This is a genomic window from Hyphomicrobium sp. DMF-1 (genome assembly GCF_027886585.1).
In the GTDB taxonomy this organism is placed as follows: domain Bacteria; phylum Pseudomonadota; class Alphaproteobacteria; order Rhizobiales; family Hyphomicrobiaceae; genus Hyphomicrobium_C; species Hyphomicrobium_C zavarzinii.
Map to the genome: position 1 here is coordinate 437,553 of NZ_CP115706.1, position 20,541 is coordinate 458,093.

Annotated in this window: 18 protein-coding genes and 1 riboswitch; of the genes, 10 read left to right on the forward strand and 8 right to left on the reverse strand. The window is 64.4% G+C overall.

Going from position 1 to position 20,541, the window contains the following annotated elements:
- The first annotated feature begins 325 nt into the window (after window positions 1-325).
- The gene (locus PE058_RS01945; RefSeq protein ID WP_020085868.1) at window positions 326-1,762 is read left to right on the forward strand and encodes an ammonium transporter; all 1,437 of its coding nucleotides are present in this window, start codon (window positions 326-328) and stop codon (window positions 1,760-1,762) included.
- 133 nt (window positions 1,763-1,895) lie between these two features.
- On the opposite strand, the gene PE058_RS01950 is transcribed toward PE058_RS01945, so the two are convergent.
- Window positions 1,896-2,468: a L,D-transpeptidase family protein gene (locus PE058_RS01950; protein ID WP_271029703.1), complete on the reverse strand. Its 573-nt coding sequence runs from the start codon at window positions 2,466-2,468 to the stop codon at window positions 1,896-1,898.
- 129 nt (window positions 2,469-2,597) lie between these two features.
- Between PE058_RS01950 and PE058_RS01955 the strand changes: the two genes are divergently transcribed.
- Both PE058_RS01955 and PE058_RS01960 read left to right on the forward strand, forming a co-directional pair.
- Entirely contained in the window at window positions 2,598-3,284 is a 687-nt protein-coding gene (locus PE058_RS01955) for a response regulator transcription factor (RefSeq protein WP_020085870.1), read from the forward strand.
- Between the two features lie 187 nt (window positions 3,285-3,471).
- Window positions 3,472-3,999 (forward strand): Crp/Fnr family transcriptional regulator, encoded by a 528-nt coding sequence (locus tag PE058_RS01960; protein ID WP_020085871.1) that lies wholly within the window; start codon window positions 3,472-3,474, stop codon window positions 3,997-3,999.
- Window positions 4,000-4,246: 247 nt separating this feature from the next.
- Here PE058_RS01960 and PE058_RS01965 read toward each other — a convergent pair whose 3' ends face one another.
- The 3 genes from PE058_RS01965 to fic form a co-directional block, all read right to left on the reverse strand.
- A complete protein-coding gene (locus PE058_RS01965) occupies window positions 4,247-5,155 on the reverse strand; it encodes a hypothetical protein (protein ID WP_020085873.1) in 909 nt (302 codons plus the stop codon).
- A gap of 126 nt (window positions 5,156-5,281) precedes the next feature.
- Entirely contained in the window at window positions 5,282-5,953 is a 672-nt protein-coding gene (locus tag PE058_RS01970) for a YggS family pyridoxal phosphate-dependent enzyme (protein ID WP_020085874.1), read from the reverse strand.
- Window positions 5,950-7,113, reverse strand: coding sequence for a protein adenylyltransferase Fic (gene fic, locus PE058_RS01975; protein ID WP_020085875.1), 1,164 nt, complete (start codon window positions 7,111-7,113; stop codon window positions 5,950-5,952). The genes PE058_RS01970 and fic overlap by 4 nt, the downstream gene beginning before the upstream one ends.
- A 380-nt stretch (window positions 7,114-7,493) precedes the next feature.
- Between fic and leuS the strand changes: the two genes are divergently transcribed.
- The 5 genes from leuS (at window position 7,494) to PE058_RS02000 (ending at window position 13,799) form a co-directional block, all read left to right on the forward strand.
- Window positions 7,494-10,130 (forward strand): leucine--tRNA ligase, encoded by a 2,637-nt coding sequence (gene leuS, locus PE058_RS01980; RefSeq protein WP_271029704.1) that lies wholly within the window; start codon window positions 7,494-7,496, stop codon window positions 10,128-10,130.
- 109 nt (window positions 10,131-10,239) lie between these two features.
- On the forward strand, window positions 10,240-10,809 hold the full coding sequence (gene lptE, locus PE058_RS01985; protein ID WP_020085877.1) for an LPS assembly lipoprotein LptE: 570 nt from the start codon (window positions 10,240-10,242) through the stop codon (window positions 10,807-10,809).
- Window positions 10,810-10,909: 100 nt separating this feature from the next.
- A complete protein-coding gene (holA, locus tag PE058_RS01990) occupies window positions 10,910-11,962 on the forward strand; it encodes a DNA polymerase III subunit delta (RefSeq protein WP_271029705.1) in 1,053 nt (350 codons plus the stop codon).
- 71 nt (window positions 11,963-12,033) lie between these two features.
- Entirely contained in the window at window positions 12,034-13,035 is a 1,002-nt protein-coding gene (locus tag PE058_RS01995) for an adenosine kinase (protein ID WP_271029706.1), read from the forward strand.
- Window positions 13,036-13,070: 35 nt separating this feature from the next.
- On the forward strand, window positions 13,071-13,799 hold the full coding sequence (locus PE058_RS02000) for a hypothetical protein (protein WP_271029707.1): 729 nt from the start codon (window positions 13,071-13,073) through the stop codon (window positions 13,797-13,799).
- A gap of 77 nt (window positions 13,800-13,876) precedes the next feature.
- Here the strand turns inward: PE058_RS02000 and argE are convergent, their stop codons facing one another.
- From argE to PE058_RS02015, 3 genes are all read right to left on the reverse strand, one after another.
- Window positions 13,877-15,043 (reverse strand): acetylornithine deacetylase, encoded by a 1,167-nt coding sequence (gene argE / locus PE058_RS02005; protein WP_271029708.1) that lies wholly within the window; start codon window positions 15,041-15,043, stop codon window positions 13,877-13,879.
- Between the two features lie 49 nt (window positions 15,044-15,092).
- Window positions 15,093-15,500, reverse strand: coding sequence for a Co2+/Mg2+ efflux protein ApaG (gene apaG / locus PE058_RS02010; RefSeq protein ID WP_271029709.1), 408 nt, complete (start codon window positions 15,498-15,500; stop codon window positions 15,093-15,095).
- Window positions 15,501-15,636: 136 nt separating this feature from the next.
- The gene (locus tag PE058_RS02015) at window positions 15,637-16,854 is read right to left on the reverse strand and encodes an O-succinylhomoserine sulfhydrylase (RefSeq protein WP_020085883.1); all 1,218 of its coding nucleotides are present in this window, start codon (window positions 16,852-16,854) and stop codon (window positions 15,637-15,639) included.
- A gap of 149 nt (window positions 16,855-17,003) precedes the next feature.
- Window positions 17,004-17,082, reverse strand: a riboswitch (SAM riboswitch).
- Window positions 17,083-17,185: 103 nt separating this feature from the next.
- Here PE058_RS02015 and PE058_RS02020 point away from each other — a divergent pair.
- Window positions 17,186-18,322 (forward strand): 2'-deoxycytidine 5'-triphosphate deaminase, encoded by a 1,137-nt coding sequence (locus PE058_RS02020; protein ID WP_020085884.1) that lies wholly within the window; start codon window positions 17,186-17,188, stop codon window positions 18,320-18,322.
- Between the two features lie 868 nt (window positions 18,323-19,190).
- Here the strand turns inward: PE058_RS02020 and PE058_RS02025 are convergent.
- Window positions 19,191-19,487 (reverse strand): ArsR/SmtB family transcription factor, encoded by a 297-nt coding sequence (locus tag PE058_RS02025; protein WP_271030589.1) that lies wholly within the window; start codon window positions 19,485-19,487, stop codon window positions 19,191-19,193.
- Between the two features lie 208 nt (window positions 19,488-19,695).
- Here PE058_RS02025 and PE058_RS02030 point away from each other — a divergent pair, with 208 nt between their 5' ends.
- Window positions 19,696-20,469, forward strand: a complete 774-nt coding sequence (locus tag PE058_RS02030; protein WP_271029710.1) for an SDR family oxidoreductase — start codon at window positions 19,696-19,698, stop codon at window positions 20,467-20,469.
- The last annotated feature ends 72 nt before the right edge of the window (window positions 20,470-20,541 follow it).

A 20,541-nucleotide genomic window follows, 5' to 3' on the forward strand; every position in this document is an offset into this window, starting at 1 on the left:
TGAGCGCCGTTCGCTCATGTCGGGAGTGGGCTTCTTCATATCTCGCAAGCGTTTCAACGCGTTGGCGAACGCCGAGCGATTGGCATGAGTTTTGATATTCGCCTTGCCGGTATGGCTGCTCTCCCCGGGGCAGACATACCGGGGGCGTTTCATGAAGCTGATCCGGCACTCATCACATCCTTCAAGCACGAAGCCGTCTGGCGGGCGCGACAGGCCTGCGCATCAAGGCACACGGCTGCCCGGGGGCACGTTCGGCGGATCTACTCCGAAACTGGCGCGGTGCTCACGTGCCACTCGAGGGGTCAACACGAGGGAGTTTGGGACCATGACACCAACACTACTCAAGCGCGTCGCGGGCTGCGCAGCAGCCCTGACGCTCACGCTGGGCTCGGCCGGTGCGGCGCTCGCACAGACGCCGACCGTCGACAAGGGCGATACCGCCTTCATGTTTCTGTCGACCATCATCGTGCTGCTCATGACCGTTCCGGGGCTCGCGCTCTTCTACGGCGGCCTGGTGCGCTCCAAGAACATGCTCTCCGTTCTCATGCAGGTGCTGGCCATCACGTGCATGGTGTCGCTGATCTGGGTGACCTACGGCTACAGCATGGCCTTCACCAACGGCGGCATCCTCAACGATTACGTCGGCGGCTTCTCCAAGATGTTCCTCGCAGGCGTCGATGCAACGACGCTTGCCGCCACGTTCTCCAACGGCGTCTATATTCCCGAGCTGTCGTTCGTCGCCTTCCAGATGACGTTCGCGTGCATCACGCCCGCGCTCATCATCGGCTCGCTCGCCGAGCGCGTGAAGTTCTCGGCGATCATGCTGTTCGTCGCGCTGTGGGTGACGTTCGTCTATTTCCCGATGGCGCACATGGTCTGGTACTGGGGCGGGCCCGACGTGTTCGCGGAAGCCGCTAAGGCCGGTGAGCCGAAGCTCTCGGAAGTGCTGAACGATGCGGGCCTGCTCTTCAAGTGGGGTGCAATCGACTTCGCGGGCGGCACGGTGGTGCATATCAACGCCGGTGTCGCGGGTCTCGTGGGCGCGCTCATGATCGGCAAGCGCGTCGGTTATGGCCGCGAGCAGATGGCTCCGCATTCGCTGACGCTCACGATGGTCGGCGCCGCGCTGCTGTGGTTCGGCTGGTTCGGTTTCAACTGCGGCTCGAACCTCGAGATCAACGCCACGGCTGCGATGGCGATGATCAACACGTTCGTTGCAACGGCGGCGGCCGGTCTCTCGTGGATCGCCGTCGAGTGGCTGGTCAAGGGCCGGCCCTCGCTGCTTGGCCTGGCGTCGGGCGTGGTCGCCGGTCTCGTGGCCGTCACGCCGGCCGCTGGCTTCGCCGGTCCGATGGGCGCGATCGTGCTCGGCTTCGTTGCCGGCGCGGTGTGCTTCATGTTCTGCACGGGCGTGAAGAACCTGCTCCGCTACGACGACAGCCTCGACGTGTTCGGCGTGCACGCCGTCGGCGGAATGATCGGCGCGATCGCCACGGGCATCCTGGTGAGCCCGGAGCTCGGCGGGTCGGGTCTTGCCGACTACATCTCGAAGCCCGGCGAGCTTGCGCCCGGCTCCTACGACATGGTCACCCAGGTGATCATCCAGGCGAAGGCCGTCGGCTTCACGCTGCTGTGGACCGGCATCCTCTCGGCCATCCTGTTCAAGATCGTCGACATCCTGATCGGTCTGCGTCCGGGTACGGACTACGAGCGCCAGGGTCTCGACATCGTCGATCACGGCGAGCGGGCCTACAACCACTAAGGCTCGCCTCCTCGGGAGCCTGCCGGCCCTCCGCCCGGCAGGTTTCTTCCGATCGCTAGGCTCCCGAGCACGCGTCTCCCCTAGACGTGCTCTAAACTCGACCCGGGGCTTCGCGCTCCGGGTTCTTTTTTTGTCAGATGACGATCAGGCGGGTCCGGGGGCCGATGGCGGCAAGCACCTTGAGAAGATCCTGCCGCGCGAGCGCCACGCATCCCTCGGTTGGGCGGTAGCTCGCCTCGGCCACGTGCATGAAGATCGCGCTGCCCTTCGCGCGATAGCGCGGGCGGCGATTGTAGCCGACCACGACCACGACGTCGTAAAGCCTGTCGCGGCGCCACAGACGCTCCGCACTCGCCGGATAGGGGTGCTTTACGAAGCGGTTATAGTTGCGATCTTCTGTTGCGTCGCACCATCCGTCATCGGGTCTGGTCTCGCGCACGGCGAGGGGCGTGACAGGGCGACGCAACTGGTCGCGGCGGTAATAGGCGCTTTCGAATCCAAACCTGCCGCGCGGCGTCGCGCCATCGCCTTCGCGCTTGGCGGTGCGAATTCCGCTTCGGCCCAAGGCACATTTGAGCGTGAGGCTGCCGCATGTCAGCCTGCCCACCGTGCTGCGGGGCGTGAGGCTCCTCACGATGATGTTATGGACGGTGATGGCAGATCCCCTTTTCCACCGGTCGGCCGGTTCGATAACCCTCCGGGCCACGGCACCCTACCTCAGGCGGGAAGCAGATGCTAAGAGGATGCGTCCAGGGTGGGCTGGTACGGACGTGTCGGCTTCGTACCCGAAATCCTTTATACGTTAGCTGCAACTTTTGAACTGGAGCCGCCGATCATGAGCGCTGCACGCAAGATCCTGCTTGTCGACGACGACGAGGATCTCCGCGGGTCCCTTCAGGATCAACTGGCGCTGCACGACGAGTTCGACGTGTCGGTGGCGGGGACGGCGGGCAAGGGCATCGAGGCGGCCAAGACGGGGCATCACGATCTCGTCGTGTTCGACGTCGGCCTTCCGGACATGGACGGGCGCGAGGCGGTGCGCCTGTTGCGCAAGACGGGCTTCAAGAGCCCCATCATCATGCTGACCGCGAACGACAGCGATGCCGATCAGATTCTCGGCCTTGATGCGGGCGCGAACGACTACGTCACCAAGCCGTTCAAGTTCGCCGTGCTGCTGGCGCGTATTCGCGCGCAACTGCGCCAGCACGAGCAGAGCGAGGACGCGGTTTTCACCATCGGGCCCTACACGTTCAAACCTGCTTCCAAGCTCCTGCTCGACGAGAAGGGCGGAAAGATCCGCCTCACCGAGAAGGAAACGGCGATCCTCAAGTATCTCTACCGCACGGGAGACAAGGTGGTTTCTCGCGAGACGCTGCTGCACGAGGTGTGGGGTTACAACGCCGGCGTGACGACGCACACGCTCGAAACGCATATCTATCGTCTGCGTCAGAAGATCGAGAAAGATCCCTCGAATGCCGAGATCCTGGTGACGGAGACCGGCGGCTACAAGCTTTCGGCGTAAACAGGTTATTCCTCAGCCATCAACAGGGCTCCGGGCGGGCCTGGACCCAAGGGGCCGAATCGCCCGAGCTTTCCCTCGTGGCGAGCGTAAGGGCGTCTCGCGCCAGAGGGTGACGCCCAGTCCGCTTCCATGTTTCGGCACGCGTGCGGTGTGCCGATCGTGCGGGTTTTGTTGCGGGGGTTGTTTTATGGCTATCGATGCACTCGTTCTTCCTCTTCTCAACGTGCCCTTATTTCAGGGCCTGAAGCCGCTGCAGCTCACCGAGATCGCGCGGCGCGCGGATCGCATCGTGTACAAGCCGGGTGACGTGATCGTCACGGCGCACGCGGAAACAGATGCGGCCGTGCTCGTCGTTTCGGGCGAGGCGGTGCGCACAGAAGGCCCGGGGCTCGAAGCCGGCAGCGGGGAGGCTATTCCCGCAGGCGCGCTCATCTCGGAAATGACGATGCTGATCGAGACCGAGTGCACGTCGACCGTGGTGGCGAAGACGCCTGTGCGAGCGCTGCGTATCACGCGTTCGGAAATGCTCGCGCACATGACGGCCGATCCTACGCTGGCCGATCATTTCATCGAGAAGATCTCGGGGCGGCTCTCCTCGTTCGTCGAGGGGCTCAGGGACATCGACCGCTCGCTCGCGGAGATCAGCGGCACTCCTGTGCTGGCCGCCGCGGATGCGGCCGCCTCTCAAGCGGCGAGTGCGGTCGCGCTTCATTGAGCGCGCGTGAAGGTCGCTCTCGCCTCGAACATGTCTCGTGCGGCTGGATCCCGATCTTCATCGGGATGACGCTCAAATAAGGCGGGCAGACTTGCTATGCGTCAACGTCATCCCGGCGTCGTGACGAAGTCGCGCTTCGCACGAGCGGCCGGGATACAGATGCGTTTGGTGTGAGCCTTGCGGTGCGCGCGCTCCAGGTTTTTGCTCGCCTGCTTATGAAGCGGCATCCACCGTGCGGATAAATCCCTTAGCGAACGCGGCGCGGGTTCATGTAGAGATCGGCTTCCTGGCGATCGAGCTCCGGCTTGATCTTGCCTGCGAGCATACCCTTGTAGAGCCGCTTCATGTGACGGCGGCAGTCGCCGTTGAAGACCATCATCGCGCCGAACAGCTTCATCACTGTCATGATGCGCTTGTCCGTGCCCGTGCGCAGGCGGCCTTTCCACTTGCCGCCGATGGAAAACACCTTGCCGTCGATGTAGCCGATGGTGCTGCCGGTCTGATCGATCAGCGAATAGTCGCCGCCCAGATTGATGAAATCGCGCTTCAACCGGTAGAATTCGGGCTTGCCCTTGTTGTCGATGATGAAGAACGAGAAGTTCTCCGGCATGAACGGCCACTTGTTGGCCGAGCGCTCCAGATAGATGATGTAGTTATCGTCATCGGTGTTGATCGAGTAGGTCATCACCGGCAGGCCACGCGCGCCGATGGTCTGCTGAAGCGAGCGCCCGATCATGAGATCCATGGTGGCGCGCCAGTTGAGGTTCTCGGTGAAGAGCTTGAAGACGAGGCGCTTGTCCATGCCCTGCGCCTTCTTCCAAAGCTCCTCGCGGTAGCCGAAGAGGCCGGTGCGCTCGCCGTTCTCGATGATCTCTCCGAAGATATCCATGTCGGAGGTGAACTGGCGGGACTTCGCGCGGTTGCGCGTGCGCTTGTAAAGACCGAACTCCGTGAAGTTGAGATCGGTAATCCAGATGTCGACCAGGAAGCGGTCCCAGCCGTCGGACACCTTTTTCGTAGGCTTCTTTTTCGCCGTGTTGCGCGTCCGCTCCTCGGCAGCCGCTTGCTTCGCGGCTTCGGCGCGTGCGTCGCGCGCGGCATCGGCGGCCGCGGCGTCTGCGCTGGCGTCGGCCACCTTGAGGGCGGATGCTGTCATGCCGGGTCTCCTTCGTTGAAGCGAATCACGTACTTCGCAAAAGGCTAGCACTCGCGGCCGTCTAAGGCCGACGGCGGCGTGGAAAAGCGACGGCAAAAGCTGTGGGTAGCCACGGAATAGGGGGGCCTAGCGTGCTCCGAAAATGGCCGAGCCGACGCGGACATAGGTGGCGCCGAAGCTCGCGGCCGTTTCGAAATCGCTGCTCATGCCCATGCTGAGCTCGGGAAGCCCGAGGTCGCCCGCGAGCTTCGCGAGGAACGCGAAGTGCACGGCGGCTTCCTCCTCAACCGGAGGGATGCACATGAGGCCGGAGATCTCGAGGCCGAGATCGCGCCGGCAATGGGCGAGGAAGGCGGCCGTCTCTTTTGGAACGATGCCCGCCTTCTGCGGCTCCTCTCCCGTGTTCACCTCGATGAAGAGCTTCAGGCGCTTGCCCTGGCGCTGCTGCTCGTCCGCAATGGCTTTGGCGATCTTTGGCCGGTCGATGGTGTGGATGGCGTCGAACAGCTCCACGGCCTCACGCGTCTTATTGGACTGGAGGGGACCGATGAGGTGCAGCTCGAGATCGGCGTAGAGCGCGCGCAGCTCCGGCCATTTGGCCTTGGCTTCCTGCACGCGGTTTTCGCCGAACAGGCGTTGGCCCGCTTCCAGCACCGGGAGGATTGCGTCCCGGCCGAAAGTTTTCGAGACCGCGATGAGGTGGACGGAGGCCGGGTCGCGGCCAGCCTCGCGGGCGGCGGCGTCAAGGCGGGCTTTCACGCCGGCGAGAGCAGCGGCAGGGGAGTGAGTGTCGGTCATGGTGCCTTCGCGGGATAAGGCTCGAACGCATGATCGTCCGAGCCTAGGAGCTTCATGTACTTGCGGTGGATGAAGAGCTTGTCGCGGCCGACCTTCTCCTCGTGGAGCACGCCGATTGCGGCGAGCTGTTTCAAGTATCGGGACGCCGCAACGCGCTTGGCGACGCCGCGATCCACGAGGTGACCGATGCGCGTGTACGGCTGCGCGAAGATCGTCTGGATCAGCTCCCACGAATAGATGCTGCTGGCATTGGCGCTCACATAAGCCGCCGTATCCGTCATCAGGTCGCGGATGGCGCGGATGCGCATGTTGGTCCATCTCGCTGTGGTCTCGACCGCGGTGAGCATGTAGAGCACCCACGGTTCCCATTCGCCGCGCTGGGTCACGCCTTGCAGCAAGGCGTAGTATTGCCCTTTGGTGCGCACGATATGGCGGCTGAGATAGAGCGTCGGAATGTCGAGCAGTCCGGCCTGGAGCAACACCAGGATGTTCAGGATGCGGCCGGTGCGGCCATTGCCGTCGATGAAGGGGTGAATGGCCTCGAACTGGTAGTGCAGCACGGCCATGCGCACGAGCGGATCGATGTCGTCGGCGGTGTTCGCATACTGCTCCCAGTTGGCGAGCAGCGCGCGCAGCGTGTCGACGCCTTCCGGCGGTGTGTAGATGACCTCTCCGGTGAACGAGTTGCGAAGCGTCGTGCCCGGCGTTGCACGCACGTCGAGGTCAACGCCCTTGATGTGGCTGCATATCTCGATTGCCGTGCGCGCGGTGAGGGGCCGCGATTTCAAAGATTCGGCGCCATGGTAGATCGCCGCGCGATAGCGCAACGCCTCCTTGGCGGCGAGGTCGTTGCCGTCGTCGGCGTGGCTGGCTTCGCGGAACAGGGCGTCGTTGGTGGTGACGATGTTCTCGATCTCGGAGCTGTCCTTGGCTTCGAGCAGGGGGATCGTGTTGATCAGCACCGACTGATCGGGGATGTCGCGTCCGGCGAGACGAAGCTCGGCCACGGCGATGCGCGCAGGCATCGTGGCCTTCAGAATCTGTTTGGAATCGAGTTCGAATGCCGGCGGCAGCCTGGGCAGGTCGTTGAAGGGCTTGCTCGGATCGATGGGGATGCCCGGCGGCGGCCAGCCTGAGTATTTGGGTCCAAGGTCTTCCATCACGCGGCCTCTCGGTGTGGCGTGTGTTTTTGCGGTTTATGTTCACGAAGTCATAGTTCGTGAACATATGGGAGGGGATATGCGCATTCGAGGACCTTATCAAGGCTTATATGTTCGCGTAATGAGAATTTGTGAACATATTTGGCGGGACAGGTCTATCAAACGAACACGTTTAGCCGGATATGTACACAAAAAGTATGTTGGTGAACATATGAGGCCAGATGTGTTCACGAGATGGACGCATCCGGCGGGACGTGTTCGCCGAGCCGCCAAATAGGCGCATGTCCAAACCACAAGCGCGCGCAACCGCTTCCTTGACCCGGCCCCCCCTTTCGGGCTGAGTACGCGCCATTCTTAACGCCCCGCGAGTTTACCCTTCCATGGCAACCGAACGTTACAACGCGCCCGCACGAGAGAAGCATTGGCAGAAGGTCTGGGAGGAGGGCGAGATTTTTCGCGCGTCCGACGACCGTTCGCAGCCCAAATGCTATGTGCTCGAGATGTTCCCCTATCCGTCGGGGCGCATCCACATGGGGCATGTGCGCAACTATGCGATGGGCGACGTGGTGGCGCGCTTCAAGCGGGCCAAGGGCTTCAACGTGCTGCATCCGATGGGATGGGACGCCTTCGGCATGCCGGCCGAGAACGCCGCCATCGAGCGCAAGACGCATCCGGCGACGTGGACCTATGCCAATATCGAGACGATGAAGACCCAGCTCAAGTCCATGGGTCTCTCGCTCGACTGGAGCCGCGAGATCGCGACCTGCAGCCCGGAGTACTATGCTCAACAGCAGAGGCTGTTCCTCGACCTCTACAAGAAGGGGCTCGCCTACCGGAAGTCGTCGAAGGTCAACTGGGACCCGGTCGATCATACGGTGCTCGCCAACGAGCAGGTGATCGACGGCCGCGGCTGGCGCTCGGGCGCGCTCGTCGAGCAGCGCGAGCTGACACAGTGGTTTTTCAAGATCACCCAGTATTCGGACGAGTTGCTCGAAGCGCTCGGAACGCTCGACAAGTGGCCGGAAAAGGTGCGCCTCATGCAGGCCAACTGGATCGGCCGCTCCGAGGGCATGCTGGTGCGCTGGGCGCTGGACACGGCGACGGCGCCCAAGGGGCATTCGGAGCTCGAAATCTATACGACCCGGCCGGACACGCTGTTCGGCGCGTCGTTCATGGCGATCGCCCCCGACCATCCGCTGGCGCGGGCCGCGGCCGAGACCAATCCGGAGCTCGCCGCCTTCTCCGACGAGTGCCGGCGCATGGGCACGTCCGTTGCTGATCTCGAAACGGCGGACAAGCGCGGCTTCGATACCGGCATCCGCGCGGTGCATCCGTTCGATCCGGGCTGGACGATCCCGGTCTACGTGGCGAACTTCATTCTGATGGACTACGGCACGGGGGCGATCTTCGGCTGCCCCGCGGGCGATCAGCGCGACCTCGATTTCGCACGCGCCTACAATCTGCCCGTGATCCCCGTGATCCTGCCGCCGGGCGCGAAGGCCGAAGGCTTCACGGTTGGCGAGACGGCCGTCGACGGCGACGGCACGATGATCAACTCGCGCTTCCTCGATGGGCTCTCGACGGAGGCGGCGTTCGAGGAGGCGGCGAAGCGGCTCGAAGGCGCGACGCTCGGCGGAAAGCCTACCGGCCAGCGCAAGGTGAACTACAGGCTTCGTGACTGGGGCATCTCGCGGCAGCGCTATTGGGGGTGTCCGATCCCGGTCGTCCATTGCGACGACTGCGGCATCGTTCCGGTTCCTGCAAAGGATCTGCCGGTGAGGCTGCCGGACGACGCCACCTTCGACAAGCCCGGTAACCCGCTCGACCGGCATCCGACGTGGAAGCACGTGCCGTGCCCGAAGTGCGCCAAGCCCGCGCGGCGCGAGACGGACACCATGGACACGTTCGTCGATAGCTCCTGGTATTTCGTGCGCTTCACGGCGCCCCATGCGGACGTGCCTGTGGACACGGACGCCGCAAACTACTGGCTGCCGGTCGATCAATACATTGGTGGCATCGAGCACGCGATCCTGCATCTTCTCTATTCACGCTTCTTCTATCGAGCGATCTCGGATGCGGGGCACGGGTCCAAGAACCTGCGCGAGCCGTTCGCCGCGCTGTTCACCCAGGGCATGGTGACCCACGAAACCTACAAGTCCCAGACCGGCGCCTGGCTCTTGCCGAGCGAGATCCGTTTCGAAGGGGAAGGCGAGGGGCGGAGCGCGGTAGAGCTGGCCACGGGCAAGCCCGCGGTGATCGGCTCCATCGAGAAGATGTCGAAGTCCAAGAAGAACCTGGTCGACCCCGATGACATCATCGAGGGGTGGGGTGCGGACTGCGCCCGCTGGTTCATGCTGTCGGACAGTCCGCCCGAGCGCGATGTGGTGTGGACCGAAGCCGGCATCCAGGGCGCGGGCCGTTTCATCCAGCGCGCCTGGCGCGTGGTGGACGATCTGGCCGAGAAGGCGGCTCCGCGCGGGACCGCGAAGCCCGAGACGCTCTCTCCCGATGCGCTGGCGCTGCGGCGCGCGGCCCACAAGGCGGCCCATTCCGTGGCGCAGAGCATCGAAGCGCTGCGCTTCAACGTTGCCGTCGCCCAGATCTATGAGTTTACCAACATCTTGTCTGCATCTCTCGCCAAGTTCGGTGCAGGCGGAAAGATCAGCGAAGATTTTGCATGGGTGTTCCGGGAAGCCGGCGAACTATTTATCCAGATGATCGGCCCGATGATGCCACACCTGGGCGAAGAATGCTGGGCGCGGCTTGGATACAACACTTTGCTGGCCAATCAGCCCTGGCCCGCGGTCGAGGCGGCGTTGCTCGTTGACGATAAGATCACCATTGCCGTACAGGTGAATGGCAAGCGTCGCGACGAGCTTCTGATCGCCCGTGACGCTGCGGAAGACGAGGTCAAAGCGGCTGCGCTCGCGCTCGAACCCGTGGTGCGGGCTCTCGAGGGGCGGTCGCCCAAGAAGATCATCGTCGTGCCGCAAAGGATTGTGAATGTCGTTGCCTAGGGCGTCTGACGCCCCGGGTCTTTGAGTGGAGCCATGATCTCCTTATTCGGGCCGGTTCGGTTCGAGGCGGTCATGGCTAGGGGCAGGCGGGACTCTGGCAGGCGGGATTATGCGTTCAAGCGTTGAAAACCGGAACGCTAAGGGCGGTGCTGTCAGCTGGCGCGCGGTTTCGCGGCTGGTGTTCGCTGCCGTCGTGGTTACGCCCCTTCTCGCAGCTTGTGGCAACGGCGGCTTCCGTCCGCTCTACGGCTCGACGTCGCTCGGCGGCGCGGCTGCCGACGCGAGGCTCGCCAAAGTTTCCGTTTCCACCATTCCGGGCCGCGTAGGCCAGCAGATCCGCAACGAGCTGATCTTCCAGGCGACTGGCGGCGGCGGCGAGGTGCAGAACCCCGAGTTCAAGCTCGATGTTGCGATCCGCGAAAGCGTGACCTCCACTCTCGTCCTTATCGACGGTGACTCGAGCGGGCAGGTCTACAGCATCGAAGCCAAGTTCCAGCTCGTCCGGATCTCCGACAAGTCGGTGGTGCTCTCCGGCACGAGCTACGGCCGCGCCAGCTTCGAGCGCAACAAGTCGATCTTCTCCAACGTACGCGCGCGCGAGGATGCCGAGAACCGCGCCGCCAAGGTTGTGGGCGAAGACCTCAAGTCGCGCCTCTCGGCGCATCTCGCCGGCGCCTAGCGCTTCCTCTCATGAGATCCAATTGGTGGCGCAGCCGCGCTCTCTCGCGTATGAGAGCGGAATTGCTCATGTCAGAAGATCGGTTTTCGAGGCGCTCTCCATGGTTGCGGTGAAGGCGCATCAGGCTCAGGCGTTTCTCGCCTCTCCGGATCCCAAGACTCGCGCGGTGCTGTTCTTCGGCTCGGATGCGGGCCTCGTGAGCGAGCGGGCGCAGGTGCTGGCGAAGGCCGCCGCGCGACGCTTCGATCCTCCCGGCGAATTGCTTCGTCTCGACGATGCAGACCTCGACTCCGATCCGGACCGGCTGGTGGTGGAACTCGGGACGGTGCCCATGTTCGGCGGACCCAAGATCATTCGCACGACGGCGAGCCGGCGCGTGAACGCGGCCGCACTCAAGCCTCTGGTCGAAGGCGGAGCACTCGAAGGCGTGCTGATCGTCGAGGCCGGCAATCTCAAGCCCGAGGATTCCCTGCGCGCGCTCTTCGAGAAGGCGCCGTCGGCGGCGGCGATCGCGTGCTACGCCGATGCGGCGCAGGATCTCGATGCGCTGATCCGCGAAATGGTGCGGGAGGCTGGCATCACGATCTCATCCGATGCGCGTCAGGCGCTGGTGGAGCGGCTCGGGGCGGACCGGGCCCTCTCGCGCGGCGAGATCGAGAAGCTGCTGCTCTACGTCGATGGCGGAGCGGAGATCAGTGTCGACGATGTGGAAGCAGTCGTCGGCGATGTGTCGGAGCTGGCGCTCGAGCGGATCACCTTCGCCGCCGCGTCCGGGCAGGTTGCGCGCGCGCTGGTAGAATGCGGGCGCGCCGTCTCCTCGGGCGAGAGCCCGCAATCGATCATTGCCGCGACACAGCGGCATTTCCAGAAGTTGCATCGCGTGCGGAGTGCTCTCGACCGGGGCACCTCGATGGAGGATGCGCTGCGTCAGATGCGCCCGCCCCTGCATTTCAAGCAGAAGGACGCCTTTGCCGCACAATGCCGCCTTTGGACCGGGCCTCGCTTGTCGGATGCGCTGTCGCGCATTTCGGCGGCCGCCAAATCCGCCCGCCTTGCGGGGTCGCTTGAGGAGGCGTTCTCTGAACGGCTGGTCCTGGGGCTCGCCATGATGGTGCGGGACGGCGCCGGACAGGGACGAGCCCGTCAAACTTGAGCACGCGCGTTGCGCGCCGGGTCGCAAAGCCTATAGTGCGCGTTTTTTCGGATACTCGGGGGAGAGACGTTATGCCTGGCACGCAATTCGATGTGGTCGCGATCGGCAATGCGATCGTCGATATCATCGGCCGCTGCGACGACAGCTTCCTCGACCGGCATGGGGCGCCCAAGGGTCATATGCGGCTCGTGGAGCCGGCGACGATCGGGAAGATCTACGAGACCATGGGGCCGGCGATCGAAATCTCGGGCGGTTCGGCGGCGAACACCGTGGTCGGCGTGGCCTCGTTCGGCGGGCGCTCGGCGTTCATCGGCAAGGTGGCCGAGGACGAGTTTGGCCGCATCTTCCGCCACGACATTCGCGCCTCCGGCGTGAGCTTCAACACGCCCGCGGTGGTCGATACGGGCCGGGCAACCTCGCGCTCGCTCATCCTCGTCACGCCCGACGGGCAGCGCACGATGAACACGTTCCTCGGCATCAGCACCGATCTCGATCAGGGCGAGGTGGACCCCGAGGTCATCAAGGCTGCGTCCATCGTCTATCTCGAGGGCTATCTGTTCGATCGCGACGAGGCCAAGGCGGCCTTCCGGCAGGCCGTGGAGATCGCGAACGGCGCAGGTCGGCGCGTGGCGCTCACGCTCTCGGATCTGTTCTGCGTCGACCGTCACCGGGCAGAGTTCCTGGCCCTCATCCGTTCCGGCATCGGCATCCTGTTCGCCAACGAGAGCGAGATCCTCTCGCTCTATGAGACGTCGGACTTCGACGAGGCCGTGAAGCACGTGGCGCGCGATACCAAGCTCGCGGTGCTGACGCGCAGCGAGAAGGGCTCGGTCATCGTGTCGGATGGCACGCCGATCCTGGTCCCGGCCGAGCCGGTGAAAAAGGTGATCGATACAACGGGTGCGGGCGATCTCTATGCCGCGGGTTTCCTCTATGGTCTCGCGCGCGGTTACGAGCTGCCGATGGCGGGCAAGCTCGGCAGTTTCGCGGCGGCCGAGATCATTGGGCAGATGGGCGCGCGGCCGGAGGTGAAGCTTGCGCATCTTGGGCGGATGCGGGGGCTGATCGGCTGAGGCGCGAGCGGGACGGAGTGCCGGGGGTTTTCGCGGTGCCGAGACTTACCCGGTTTGTTCCGCAGACATACAAGTCGAGGATTCATTTTCGCAACAATTATCAGCCCGACACGACTTCTTATTGGTTCTGCTTAATTTTCTCCTTGGCAAATCAGGGAGAAATTCTTCAAGATTCCCTCCATCGAATCGTGGATGGATGGATCGCCCGCATGCCTTCCGACTATGCCCGTCGCGGCCGGCCAAGAGGCAGCGGCCTCGATGACCGTGTCCAGCTTCGGCGTATCGTCGAGCTGCTGGAGGCGGACCCGAATCTGAGGCCGACGACCGCCATCAAGGCTATCGGCGTCTCCGATCCTTCGACCATCCGTCGTCTCAGGGACAAGCTCAAATTGTCAGACATTCAAGGTGGCGCTTCGAACGGCGGCGAACGGGAATCTCCCGTGGTCCATCGCCCGGCCGAGCTTTTGGAAGCCCACTCCTCGCATTCGCCGGTTTCGGTTCGCCGGCCGGCGGACTTGGGCACCGGGGCACTCGCGGAGGCCATTCCGGCCGCAAGCCCCGATGCCCATCCGTCCTGGGTTACGCAATGGTGTGCGTTGGGCCTCTCCGCGGTGTCGTCCACCGTCGAAGCGCAGATGGCCCTCATGGAGGACCTGCTTCGGGTTCCTCACGTCGAGTCCATGTTACGTCAGCAACTGGTGTTCAACGAGGTCGCGAAAGCGTTCTGTCTCATGAGTTCGGACGTCCGATCTACTCTTCACTGATCATTGCCTAGAACCAACACTACCCTTGGCCGCACCCCAAAGCGGCCTTTTTTCATGCCTGCTTCCGAGCGTGAGGGTCAGCCTTCGGCCCAGTCCGCCAGGCGGTCGAGGAAGGCGAGGCAGCGCTCGATCTCGGAGATCGCGATCCACTCGTCGGCCGTGTGAGCCTGGGCGATGTCGCCGGGGCCGCAGACGACAGAGGGAACCTTGGCGCCCTGGAACAGCCCCGCCTCTGTGGCGTAGGAGACGGCGCGCGTCTCGTTCTGTCCCGCAAGCTTGAGCGCGAGCGCGACGACCTCCGACTCGGTGTCGGCGGCGAAGGGGGGAACGCGGTTCGACTGGCGAATGACGATGTTGGCTTCCGGAGCGAGACGGCGCATCTCCGGCAGGCACTCCTTCTCGGCAAACGCGACGATACGCTTCTCGATGCCATCGACATCGAGGCCGGGCATGGCGCGCACCTCGAAGCCGAAGCGGCAGGTGGCGGGCACGATGTTCGAGGCTATGCCGCCTGTGATCTCCGTCACCTGCAAGGTGGGATAAGGCGGCACGTAACGCGTATCGGGCGGGAGCGCCATCAGCTCCTTCTCGATCGCACCTAGCTCGCCGATGAGGCGTCCCGCGACGGAGATGGCGTTGACGCCGAGGTGCGCCATGCTCGAGTGCGCGGCGCGGCCGGTGATCTCCACGGCCCAGCGGACGGGGCCTTTGTGGCCATCGACCACATCCATTGAGGTCGGCTCGCCCACGATCACGGCGCGCGGCTTCGTGAGGCGATTCCCTAGCTCTGCGATCATCGGACGGACGCCGGTGCAGCCCACCTCCTCGTCGTAAGAAAAGACGATGTGGAGCGGCACCTTCAGCTTGCGGCGCTTGAAGTCCGGCACCATCGCCAGCACGCAGGCGAGGAAGCCTTTCATGTCGGCGGTGCCCCGCCCGTAGAGCCGGCCGTTCTCCTGGCGCACGGTGAAGGGATCGCTGGTCCAGGCTGCGGGATCGGCGGGAACCACGTCGGTGTGGCCCGAGAGGCCGATGCCAGCCACACCCTCGGGGCCGACGGTCGCGAACAGAGAGGCTTTCTCGCCGTCCTCGGTCGGCACCAGATGCGAGGTGATGCCGTGCCCGGCGAGATAGCTCTCGACGAAGGCGATCAGGGCGCGGTTCGATTTGTGGCTGGTGGTGTCGAAAGCCACGAGGCGCGTGGTGAGATCGATGGCGGAGGAAAGAGGCGCGGCGATTGGCATGGGGGAGCGTCAGGTTGCGGTGTTATCGGGGTGGCGAGGACGGGCAGGGTCAGTTGACGCTGCGCGTCGCGTAGGGGCTGTCGAGCGAAAAGGCGGGAATGGCCACGTCGAACAGGCGTCCGCTTTCGTCGGTCATCTGGTAGCTGCCGACCATGATGCCGGACGGCGTCGAAAGCGGGCAGCCGGAGGAATACGTGAAGGACTGGCCCGGCGGAATGACGGGCGTCTGCCCGACGACGCCGGGGCCGCGCACCTCGTCCGTCTTGCCGCGCGCATCGGTGATGCGCCAGATGCGGCTCTTGAGCTGCACCGTGTGTGCGCTCTCGTTGGCGATCTCGATCGTGTAGACCCAGAAGAAGTAGCTCTCGTCGGGTGTCGACTGATCGTCCGAATATTCGGGCGTGACGCGGACGCGGATGCCGTGCGTCACCTGCTCGTATGGGGTCTCATCGGTCACAAGACGGGTCCGCCTTTTGTTTGGCTGAGCTTTACCATGGCAGGCGGCGTTTGCGTCAACGAGTTTAGGCGCGCGCGCCGGAGCGCGGCCGGCGTCATCGAGCCGGTGCCGCGTTCCCGTTTGTCTGACGCCCCCCTCAGCCTCCGCGTGCAGCTTTCACGGCCTGATCGAGGTCTGCCAGCAGATCCTGCTCGTTCTCGAGGCCGACCGAGAGACGCAGCATGCCGTCGGTGATGCCGAGCTCGGCACGCGCCTCGGGGCCGATGCGGTAGTGGGTGGTGGTCGGCGGGTGGGTGATGATGCTCTTGGCGTCGCCCAGGTTGTTCGAAATTTTGATGATTTTCAGTGCGTTCTGAAGGCGGAACGCGGCTTCCTTGCCGCCTTCCACCTCGAACGCGATCATCTGTCCGCCGCCCGTCATCTGTTTCTTGGCGAGGGCGGCCTGGGGATGGTCGTCGCGGCCGCAGTAGATCACGCGGCTCACGCCTTTCGTTCCGGCGAGTTGATCGGCGATCACGGCAGCCGAGCTGCTCTGCGCCTTGACGCGCAACGGGAGCGTTTCCAGGCCCTTGAGCATCACCCAGGCGTTGAAGGGGCTCAAAGACGGGCCGGTCTGGCGGATGAAGTCCTGCAGGTGGTCGGTCAGGAACTTGTTCGAGCAGAGCACCGCGCCGCCGAGGCAGCGGCCCTGCCCGTCGATGTGCTTGGTCGCCGAGTAGACGACGACATCGGCACCGTGGGCGAGGGGGCGCTGCAGCATCGGGGTGGCGAAGACATTGTCGACCACGGTCGTGACGCCGGCCTTGCGGGCGATGGTGGAGACCGCCTCGATGTCCACGAGGTCGAGCGTGGGGTTGGCGGGCGTCTCGAAGAAGAAGGCCTTGGTGTTGGGGCGCAGCGCCGCCTTCCAGGCTTCGATGTCGCGTCCGTCGATCAGGGTCGCGGCGATGCCGAAGCGCGGGCACAGGGTCTCGACGATGTAGCGGCAGGAGCCGAACATGGCGCGGGCGGCAACCACGTGGTCGCCGGCTTTGAGGAACGAGAGCAGGCCTGCGGTGACGGCGGCCATGCCGGTGGCGGTGGCGCGGGCGACCTCGGCGCCTTCGAGCAGGCGGATGCGCTCCTCGAACATGGCGACCGTGGGGTTGCCGAAGCGCGAATACTGGAAGCCGGGGTCTTCGTTCTTGAAGCGGGCCTCGGCCTGCTCGGCAGAGGCATAGACGAAGCCCTGCGTGAGGAAGAGGGCTTCGGACGTTTCACCGAACTGCGAGCGGAGCACGCCGCCGTGAACGAGTTGCGTTTCGGGGCTCCAGCTCTCGGGATCGGCGGTGATCGGCGTCTTCTTGTTTGCCATGGGAGTGTCCTTCGCGCGCGGCGGGCGTTGCACCCGCTCGATTGGAGGCCGATGACGGCGCGCCGATCCGATTGGCCCGGCACGATCACGGCCATGAAAAAACCCGGCTATCCTCCCCGCTGCCATGAGCCAGGGCGGACCTCAAGCCGGGTCTCGCGCATGGGCCCTCTTTAGCGAGTTGTTTAACGTGGCTGCAAGCCGGCCGGCCAAATCACCACGATCCGCCCGTAAGCACAGGCTTGGCGGGCGGATTTGAGCGGGATTAGACCCTCCGGGCTCTTGGCGTCAAGGGGCGCTTCGTCTAGAGCGTGCAGGGACAGGAGTTAACCCGATGCCGCAAGATCCGAAAATCGCCGAGCCGGAGCCGGATTTTCCGCTTGGGGCGGCCGTGTCCGACGGCATCTTTCCGGTGCAGACCATCCGGGCGCTGATCTCGGCGGGCGGTCTCACGGCGGCGCAGCCGTTCGAGACCGGCCAGATTCAGCCCGCCAGTGTAGACCTGCGGCTCGGGCCGCGCGCCTATCGCGTGCGGGCGAGCTTCCTGCCGGGGCCGGGCGGGGTGGTCGCGGACAAGCTTTCCGATCTCAAGCTGCACGAGTTCGACATCGAGAATGGCGCGGTGCTCGAGACGGGGTGCGTCTATGTGGTGCCGCTGCTCGAAAGTCTCGCGTTGCCGGAGAGCATTGCCGCTTCTGCCAATCCGAAAAGCTCGACGGGCCGCCTCGACGTGTTCACGCGCGTGATCGCGGATGGGGTCTCCGCGTTCGACCTCATTCCGGCGGGATACAAGGGGCCGCTCTACGCCGAGATCTGTCCGCAGACGTTTCCTATTGTGGTGCGCAAGGGCTCGAAGCTCACGCAGCTTCGCTTCCGTCATGGCGATCCGCGCGAGACGGACGAAGGGCTTCAGCGGCTGCACGCGGCGGAGACGCTGGTCTCAGGCGCGCGCGCCGACATTCACGACGGCATCGCGCTCTCGGTGGATCTTGCGGGCGACCGCGACGGGCTCGTCGGCTACCGGGCCAAGCGGCATACGGGCGTGGTGGATGTGGACGCGCCTGGGGCCTGCGCGATCGCGGATTATTGGGAGCCGGTGCGCGCCGACAGCCAGCGCCGCCTGATCCTCGATCCGGACCAGTTCTACATTCTGGCTTCGAAGGAGGCCGTGCACATTCCTCCCACACACGCGGCCGAGATGATGCCGTTCAATCCGCTGGTCGGCGAGTTCCGCGTGCACTATGCGGGCTTCATGGACCCGGGCTTCGGCCATTCGGCGGCGGGCGGCAGCGGCTCGCGCGTGGTGCTGGAAGTGCGCTCGCATACGGTGCCGTTCATTCTGGAGGACGGGCAGATCATCGGGCGGCTCGTCTACGAGCGGATGATGGCGCTTCCGGAAACGCTCTACGGCCGCGATCTGGGGAGCCACTACCAGGCGCAGGGGCTGAAGCTCTCCAAGCATTTCAAGTAGAGTGCATTGCGGCCGCACCCGCGTCTCCGGTTCGGAGGCGATGCGGAGATGCGGCTGGATCCCGGCCTGCGCCGGGATGACGTTTGTTTTGTGAAATCCGACAGCCCAGACTCACCGTCGCCCCGATGAAGATCGGGGTCCAGGCGCGTTTCGCATAGGTGACGCTTCGGGCCGGTGTCCGGTGCCCACCCATTACCTCCGTGGCCGGGCTTGGCTCGGCCATTCAGGGGTCAGGCATTCTTCCGTTTGGACAAGTGGCCCTGGATGATCGCTTGTCGATGCGAAGCATCGCTCCGCGATGAGGGAAGTCATAGTGTGCATCGTGAACGCCGCCTCCGTGCCGTTGGGCGGCCTTCATGCAATCGGCGGTCAATCGGCGGTGTGTCTGGATCCCGGCCTCCGCCGGGATGACGTTTGTTTTGTGGGACCCGGCAGCCCAAACTCACCGTCACCCCGATGGAGATCGGGGTCCAGACGCGTTTCACACAGGGGACGCTCGGGCCGGTGTCCGGTGCCCTCCATCACCTCCATGGCCGGGCTTGACCCGGCCATCCAGGGGCGAGGCATTCTTCCGTTCGGACAAGCGGCCCTGGATGACCGCCTGTCGATGCGAAGCATCGCTCCGCGATGAGGGAAGTCATAGTGTGCATCGTGAACGCCGCCGCTGTGGCGTGGGGCGGCCTTCATGCAATCGGCGGCGTGTCTGGATCCCGGCCTTCGCCGGGATGACGTTTGTTTTGTGGGACCCGGCAGCCCAGACTCACCGTCACCCCGATGAAGATCGGGGGCCAGGAACGTTTCACACAGGGGGACGTTTTCCGGCCGTGTGTCCGGTGCCCACCCATTACCTCCGTGGCCGGGCTTGGCTCTAGCTGCCGCTCTTTTCGGCGTCCGGGCATTTGAGGGGTTTCGCAGCCTTGAGGATAGCGGCGACTACGCCCGGAAACTTCGCCTCGATCTCGTCGAGACGCAGGCTGTTCACGACCTCGGTGCCGCGGCGCTCGGACTGGATCAGGCCCGCTTCCCGCAAAATCTGAAAGTGATGCGACTGCGTCGACTTCGGCAGGTGCGCAGGTGCGGCCGTCGAGCAGTTGAGTGGGCAATCGCCCGTCACCAGGCGGCGCACGATCTCGAGCCGGACCGGATCGGCGAGCGCGTAGAGCACGCTTTCCAAGCGGATGGCTTCAGCCGGGGGATGTAGGAACGGTCTCTGCACGCCTTCAGATATGGCCCAAGATTCTTAAAATTCAATAGTTCGATAATCTTGAACTACGGGATTGCCGTTCATATGTCTGGGTGCAGCCGGGGCCAAGGTGGTGGTCGGCGCTACCAAGGTTTCTGACTATGCATATGAAATTTATGGAGAAATTTCCATGGCACGTCCCCTTGAAGGCAAAATCGCTCTGGTTACGGGCGGCAGCCGCGGCATTGGCAGGGCCGTCGCGGAGCGTTTGGCCGCTGATGGCGCGCTGGTCGCGGTCCACTACGGCAAGAACCGGCAGGCCGCTGTCGAAACGGTCTCGTCCATCACGGCTCAGGGCGGCACGGCGTTCGCAGTCGGGGCGGACCTGGCCGCCAAGGATGGCGTGAAGACCCTGTTCGCGGCGCTCGACGACGAACTCAAGGCGCGGACCGGGGCGAGCCAGTTCGACATCCTGGTCAACAATGCGGGCATCGCGCCGTTCGCAAACTTCGCGGACACCACCGAGGCGATCCTCGACGAGATCTACGCGGTGAACGTCAAGTCTGTGTTCTTCGTGGCGCAGGAGGCGTCGAAGCGGCTGCGGGACGGCGGGCGTGTCGTCAACGTGTCGAGCGTCGTTGCGCGCACGCCCTCTCCGGACCTTATCGCCTATTCGGCGCTCAAGGCGGTGATCAACAACCTCACGCAGTCGCTGGCCGTGGTGCTCGGCGCGCGGTCGATCACGGTCAACGCGGTGGCGCCCGGTGCGATCGACACGGATATGGCGGCCGCACTCGTCAAGGACCCGGCCATCGCGGAGCATCTCAAGAGCCAGCAGGCGCTGAAGCGGATCGGCCAGCCGGAGGATATCGCGGATGCCGTCGGCTTCCTCGCGAGCCTCGATGCGCGCTGGGTCACGGGACAGACCGTCTATGTCTCCGGCGGCGCGGCGCTGACCATCTGACGTAGACGGACATCGAGCTTGCCCCGGCAGTCGGCGGATCCTTCCTCCGCAACGACCGGGTGATGGAGTGAA

Bases quoted from the DNA above. Each gene is read 5' to 3' on its own strand.
- PE058_RS01945 (WP_020085868.1), top strand. From the start codon at position 326: ATGACACCAACACTACTCAAGCGCGTCGCGGGCTGCGCAGCAGCCCTG.
- PE058_RS01955 (WP_020085870.1), top strand. From the start codon at position 2,598: ATGAGCGCTGCACGCAAGATCCTGCTTGTCGACGACGACGAGGATCTC.
- PE058_RS01960 (WP_020085871.1), top strand. From the start codon at position 3,472: ATGGCTATCGATGCACTCGTTCTTCCTCTTCTCAACGTGCCCTTATTT.
- PE058_RS01965 (WP_020085873.1), bottom strand. From the start codon at position 5,155: ATGACAGCATCCGCCCTCAAGGTGGCCGACGCCAGCGCAGACGCCGCG.
- PE058_RS01970 (WP_020085874.1), bottom strand. From the start codon at position 5,953: ATGACCGACACTCACTCCCCTGCCGCTGCTCTCGCCGGCGTGAAAGCC.
- fic (WP_020085875.1), bottom strand. From the start codon at position 7,113: ATGGAAGACCTTGGACCCAAATACTCAGGCTGGCCGCCGCCGGGCATC.
- leuS (WP_271029704.1), top strand. From the start codon at position 7,494: ATGGCAACCGAACGTTACAACGCGCCCGCACGAGAGAAGCATTGGCAG.
- lptE (WP_020085877.1), top strand. From the start codon at position 10,240: ATGCGTTCAAGCGTTGAAAACCGGAACGCTAAGGGCGGTGCTGTCAGC.
- holA (WP_271029705.1), top strand. From the start codon at position 10,910: ATGGTTGCGGTGAAGGCGCATCAGGCTCAGGCGTTTCTCGCCTCTCCG.
- PE058_RS01995 (WP_271029706.1), top strand. From the start codon at position 12,034: ATGCCTGGCACGCAATTCGATGTGGTCGCGATCGGCAATGCGATCGTC.
- argE (WP_271029708.1), bottom strand. From the start codon at position 15,043: ATGCCAATCGCCGCGCCTCTTTCCTCCGCCATCGATCTCACCACGCGC.
- PE058_RS02015 (WP_020085883.1), bottom strand. From the start codon at position 16,854: ATGGCAAACAAGAAGACGCCGATCACCGCCGATCCCGAGAGCTGGAGC.
- PE058_RS02020 (WP_020085884.1), top strand. From the start codon at position 17,186: ATGCCGCAAGATCCGAAAATCGCCGAGCCGGAGCCGGATTTTCCGCTT.
- PE058_RS02030 (WP_271029710.1), top strand. From the start codon at position 19,696: ATGGCACGTCCCCTTGAAGGCAAAATCGCTCTGGTTACGGGCGGCAGC.